Source organism: bacterium, assembly GCA_030247525.1.
Taxonomy (GTDB): Bacteria; Electryoneota; JAOADG01; order JAOADG01; family JAOADG01; genus JAOTSC01.
In genome coordinates, this window is the sequence record JAOTSC010000196.1 from 1 (window position 1) to 5705 (window position 5705).

Consider the following 5705-nt stretch of genomic DNA (forward strand, 5'->3'; position numbering starts at 1 on the left):
GATTTCGGCAAGGGAAGCATCGGATTTGATGTACATCTCATAAAGTTTCGACAAGAACTTGGTTGCCTGTTTATGCTGTTCTCCGCTCAATCCCAATGCATACGCAAGCTGGCGGGCTTGGTAGGTGCGGAAACCGATGGCAGGATTCACCCAAATCTTGACGATTTTCTCCGGTGACTCAACGGCGACTTTTTCGATTTCCATCCCCCCTTCGGTGGAAACCATCACCACGTTGCGCCCGGTTTCACGATCGAGCACGATACCGGCATAAAACTCTTTTACAATATTGCCAGCTTCTTCGATCAACAACCGTTGCACCTTCTTTCCTTCAGGACCAGTCTGGTGCGTGATAAGTTGCATTCCCAGAATATTCCAGGCATACTGCTTCGCTTCGTCGCGATTTTTCGCCAACTTGACGCCACCGCCTTTACCGCGGCCACCGGCATGAATCTGTGCCTTCACGACGACGGGATAGCCCAACTCGTCGGCAATCGCAACGGCTTCTTCTACGCTGAAAGCCGGCTTGCCACGCGGCACCTCGACGCCGTACTTGCGACAAAGCTCTTTCGCTTGATACTCGTGAATTTTCATTGAGCCCCCGTGTAGGAAATATGAGGAAATTGAATTTGCGAGATATGTTTCATTCCACTAATCACAAATCAGCAAATTTGTTTGTGGTTATTTCGTTATTAGTGTACCGGTTTTTCCTTCAATCGCATCGACTAATTTGTCGTGTGATGTGATGATGGCGCGCTCGCCGCCCCATTCGAGAAAATCCAATGCCGCGCCGATTTTCTGCCCCACCGAGCCCTTCGGAAAGTCCCCGCTTGCCCACAGTTTATCCATCTCGGCGAAGCTTACTTCACGCAACGCACGCTGCGTCGGTTTTTCATAGTCAAGGTACACAAAGTCGACCCCGGTTAAAATGAAAAGGTCTTGCGCGCCGATATCGCGAGCCAGCACCGCTGAGGCACGATCCTTATCAATTACAGCGTCGACTCCTTCTAACCGTCCATCGGGTTCGCGGTAGACCGGAATACCGCCGCCACCGACGGCAATCACGACAACACCACTATTGACTAACGTGTGAATCACTTCTTTATTGATAATCTCTTTCGGATGCGGCGAACCGACGACGCGACGCCACATTCCATGTTCCACCGCTTTGATATCCCAGAAATACTTCTCTTTCCGTTCAAACGCTTCTTCTTCGGAATAGTGCTTACCAATTGGTTTGACTGGATCGAGTAACGCAGGATCGTCTTTATCGACGAGTACTTGCGATACAATCGTCACAACTTTCCGGTCGATATCCATTTTAAGTAGTTGATTTTGCAGCGTTTGTTCTAACATATAACCAATGCCGCCTTCAGTATCGGCAACGATTATTCCGAGTGGAAGTTCCGGTGCATCACCGAGAGCTTTTTCTACGCGCAACAACGCATTGCCGACTTGCGGGCCATTCCCATGCGTCAATGCAAGTTTATAACCACGTTGAATGAGTTCAGCAACACCATGTAACGACTCACGGCTGTTGCGAAACTGATTGCGGATTGTGTCGACTTCGCCGGGAGGCGAAATTGCATTGCCGCCGAGTGCTACGACGGCAATGCGGTCTTTCGTACTGCTCATACATCCATCCCGGTACTCCAGATTAACTGGAGTGCCGCAAATTTCATTTACTTCTTTGATTTCTTGGCGATTTTTGCTAACGCGTCGGCAATCGTCGGAGTTCCAATCTCCTGTAGTTCATAACCAACCCGTACACAAGGTTGCTTGATCTTGATGATTCGTCGTAAATCAATCGGCGTCGCAATCACGACGACATCACATTTCGTCTTGGCTATCGTCGCTTCCAAGTCTTTAACTTGTTTTCCGCCGTAGCCCATCGCCGGCAGCAGAGTGCCAATCCCGGAATACTTCTTAAATGTATCGATTAGTGTACCAACCAAGTAGGGACGGGGATCGACCAACTCAGCTGCGCCATATTTCCGGGCGGCCACGATTCCAGCGCCGTATTTCATTTCGCCATGGGTCAAGGTTGGGCCGTCTTCGACTACAAGTACTCTCTTACCACTCAATAATTTACCATTGTCAATTGTCAATGGCGAAGCGCCATCGATCACCATCGCCTTCGGATTCACTTTCGCAATCGATTTGCGAACGGTTTCAATGGCGTCGGGGGTAGCAGTCTCAATCTTGTTAATGACAATAACATCGGCGGCACGCATGTTCGTCTCGCCGGGGTAATAACGTAATTCATGGCCGGGACGGTGCGGATCGGCGACACAGATGTAGACATCGGGAACATAGAACGGGGTATCGTTATTGCCACCATCCCAAATAATGACATCGGCTTCCTTTTCCGCTTCGCGAACGATCGCTTCATAATCGACACCAGCGTAAATCACGCTGCCCATCGCAATGTGCGGCTCGTACTCTTCCATCTCTTCGATAGTGCATTCGTGTTTCTTTAAATCTTCAATCGAAGCAAAGCGCTGGACTTTTTGTTTGACCAAATCGCCGTACGGCATCGGGTGGCGAATCGAAACGACTTTCAGACCTTTCGCTTTCAATGCGAGTACGACGGCGCGGGTCGTTTGCGATTTTCCCGCTCCGGTACGAACGGCGCACACCGCGACGACTGGCTTGGTCGACTTTACCATCGTTTGGTTAGAACCGAGCAATGTAAAATTCGCCCCGGCAGCGTTCACCATCGATGCTTTGTGCATCACATATTCGTGCGCGACATCGCTATAGGCAAACACAACTTCGTCGACTTTGTGCTTTTTGATGAGTTCCGGTAAATCGTCTTCGGCGAAAATGGGAATACCCTTGGGATACAATTTTCCCGCTAACTCTTTGGGATACTTTCTTCCATCAATGTTGGGAATCTGTGTCGCCGTAAACGCAACGACTTCAACGGTTTCGTCGTTACGGTACACGGTATTGAAGTTGTGAAAATCACGGCCGGCAGCGCCCATAATTATGACGCGTTTCTTCTGAGACATATTTTTCTCCGATCACTGAGCTTCGGTCGATTATCAACGCACAACCACACACGAGGACCTGAATACCCGGTGGTCGTTCCAAAAAGCTTGTACCAAATATACACCGGTTGCGACCTTTTCGCCGCTCCGGTCAACTCCTGACCATGTTACGGGATGGGTTCCCGGATTCATCCGAAGTTTTCGTTCCCATCGCCGTCGTCCTGCCATATCCAGTATCTCAAACCGCCAATCACCGCCGGTCGTTTCGACAGTAATCAACAACTCCGGTAACAATCCGGCAGCGCCATCCGGGGCAAACCGTTTCGCTTGCAGCAACGCAAAATTGCCACTCGGTACAGGTATTGGATCAATAATGACGCTATCGGGGGCGTCCGGTCTTCCCGGCGCTGCTCCCCATTGATCCCGGCTATTGTACCAATTTGATGCTGAGCTTGCCGGAAGTGATAATGAACGTCTAACAAACGACACACCTTGCACCGGCTCTATCGGGTAACGGGTTCCAAACGGAAGTGTTTCAATCACTTCACCCCACGGCGCTACTAACTCTATGTCAGCACCACGGGTTCCCCATTCATGCCAAGTCGCCGGAATAACGACTTGCTCACGGTTCACACCATACTCGACTGGCAACTCACTCGCAGCGACCACAAACCGAGTTCCGGAAGAAAATGGATTGCCATGGAACGGTAAAAGAATCGAGTCACCATTCACAACAATTTTCCAAGAACCGAATTGAGCGGAACGCTCGCCTTGCCAGAATAGCTCAAACCACGCTGGTTGCCCCAGTGCGGGACGCGCCATCCTTTCGGTGAAAACTGGAAAAACCGGAGACCAATGGTAGGCAAAACCGCTCAGGGAGTCATTATTAACAATCGAGTCACTCTGTGAAAGCTCGACTTGGAAACCAAGCCAACCGAAAAAGGAATCGACCGGATTCGCGGGAATCTCGACCTGCCAGTTTTCACGATATGCCAAGGCAGGGACAGCAATTCCAGTGTACTCAATCAACGCTTGTTGCGGTAATCTACGAAATTTAAGTTTCAATTGCGAACTAACGGGGTACTCGCCTAACCCGATTATTTGCACAATAAAAGTAGGTGTTCGGGTATTTCCCGGAGGGGGGTAGAATGCACACCGGGTAATTCCAAGATCGACTATGGGCGGCGTATTGCTGTTACGGGAACCGGGAGTTCCATCAAGGTTTGCCGACCAATTCCAATCGGAATTGCCGAGAGCAAGATTTGTAAAAACACGTTCTGCACTGTAACCACGCTGGAACACCGGTTCTGTTTTTATCGAATCAATGATTACTGAAGATGAATCAAACAATTTCACCCAAAGCGGTATGGTAGGATTGATAATCCCACTTCCAAAGTACGGGCTGGTAATAGTGAATCTCGGTACACCTGGTGGAATCAAAGTGTCATAACGTCCCCCCGTACGAGGATAGGAACCGGGAAACATTAGTAAGTAGCCGTTACCGATGTTCCAATCGGGAATATCACGAATCAACCAGTGAGCCGCGCCATCAAACTCAATCCGATATCCGCGAATCGAAATCGAATCGCTCGTAGAGACGTAGAACTCAAGAAAGCTATTCGATTGGTTGCCGCCGACCGGATCAATCATCACTTCGTTAAAGCGAATTTCGGCGACTGAGAAATCTACAAAACCTACAATTAGTAACAGATGCAGGAGAATAGCTCTTAGATTTCCCTTACCCATCGGATTCTCCTTGCCCTCCCATACACACAAACTCGGAAAATTCCCACCCTTGTTCACTTCCGGCTTTAAAAGCGATTATGGCAAGGATTCGATACTCGATGACTTTGCGATACGGTTCCAACGTTAGTAACTCTTCCATTAAGTGCTGCAGTCGATTTAGCTTGCGAGTATCAATCCGTCCGGCTGCCAGCTCCGGGCTAACTTTCGACGCTTTCACTTCAACCAAAGTCAAGATATCGCCTTGCCAGCCCAGCCAATCGATTTCACCCTGCTTGAGTCGCAGATTTCGCGCGATCATCCGGTAACCTTGCGATTGAAGATACTCATCGACAGCGTCTTCTGCAGCTTTGCCATCGGTCATTTCCGACTCTCCTCAGGAGAATAATTCATACTGCACTCCGGAAAAAGTCATGCGGTGCAAGGGACATGGTTCCTGTTGCTTGAGCAATGCTTTATGGCGCGGAGTCGGATATCCCTTGTGTAGATTGAACTCGAATTCAGGATACATAGCATGATAGGTGAGCATCATCCGGTCTCGCTGGACTTTTGCCAACACCGACGCCGCTGCAATGGAAAACGAACGATCATCTCCTTTCACTAAAGCGATGTGTTTTCGATCAATTTTCGCCGGTCTGCCATCGACTAAAACCTCATCGGGTATAATTGGTAAGAGTGCTAATGCTCGTTTCATTGCAAGGTAGGTTGCTTGCAGGATGCCAATCCGGTCGATGATGCGCTCGCCACACGCAGCAACACCATAACATTGCGCCTGCAACCGGATTCGATCGAACAACTCCTCCCGTTTCTTTTCCGACATTTTTTTTGAATCACGCAGTCCGGGCAACTCACACGGCTCGTGGAAGAGTACCGCCGCGGCGACGACCGGACCTGCCAACGGCCCGCGTCCCGCTTCGTCAACTCCGGCAACGGTTTTGTGTAACGACCAAACTTTCTGTTCGTATTCCCAAG

General features: G+C 49.8%; 6 protein-coding genes. All 6 read right to left on the minus strand.

Translation table 11 applies throughout. The annotated features are described in order from the left end of the window. Positions 1 to 591 (minus strand): acetate--CoA ligase family protein (locus tag OEM52_13465; protein ID MDK9701144.1); only part of this gene is annotated, 591 nt, incomplete at its 3' end. A gap of 87 nt (positions 592 to 678) precedes the next feature. Further along, on the minus strand, positions 679 to 1632 hold the full coding sequence (locus OEM52_13470) for a carbamate kinase (GenBank protein MDK9701145.1): 954 nt from the start codon (positions 1630 to 1632) through the stop codon (positions 679 to 681). A gap of 47 nt (positions 1633 to 1679) precedes the next feature. Further along, on the minus strand, positions 1680 to 3011 hold the full coding sequence (locus tag OEM52_13475; GenBank protein MDK9701146.1) for a cyclic 2,3-diphosphoglycerate synthase: 1332 nt from the start codon (positions 3009 to 3011) through the stop codon (positions 1680 to 1682). A gap of 33 nt (positions 3012 to 3044) precedes the next feature. Further along, a complete protein-coding gene (locus OEM52_13480; GenBank protein ID MDK9701147.1) occupies positions 3045 to 4736 on the minus strand; it encodes a hypothetical protein in 1692 nt (563 codons plus the stop codon). Beyond that, the gene (locus OEM52_13485; GenBank protein MDK9701148.1) at positions 4729 to 5097 is read right to left on the minus strand and encodes a YraN family protein; all 369 of its coding nucleotides are present in this window, start codon (positions 5095 to 5097) and stop codon (positions 4729 to 4731) included. The genes OEM52_13480 and OEM52_13485 overlap by 8 nt, the downstream gene beginning before the upstream one ends. Before the next feature lie 12 nt (positions 5098 to 5109). Beyond that, a partial coding sequence (locus OEM52_13490; GenBank protein ID MDK9701149.1) for a ribonuclease HII occupies positions 5110 to 5705 on the minus strand: 596 nt, incomplete at its 5' end.

Excerpts from the sequence above, each read along its gene's own strand:
- OEM52_13485 (MDK9701148.1), bottom strand. The coding sequence starts at position 5,097 with ATGACCGATGGCAAAGCTGCAGAAGACGCTGTCGATGAGTATCTTCAA.
- OEM52_13475 (MDK9701146.1), bottom strand. The coding sequence starts at position 3,011 with ATGTCTCAGAAGAAACGCGTCATAATTATGGGCGCTGCCGGCCGTGAT.
- OEM52_13470 (MDK9701145.1), bottom strand. The coding sequence starts at position 1,632 with ATGAGCAGTACGAAAGACCGCATTGCCGTCGTAGCACTCGGCGGCAAT.
- OEM52_13480 (MDK9701147.1), bottom strand. The coding sequence starts at position 4,736 with ATGGGTAAGGGAAATCTAAGAGCTATTCTCCTGCATCTGTTACTAATT.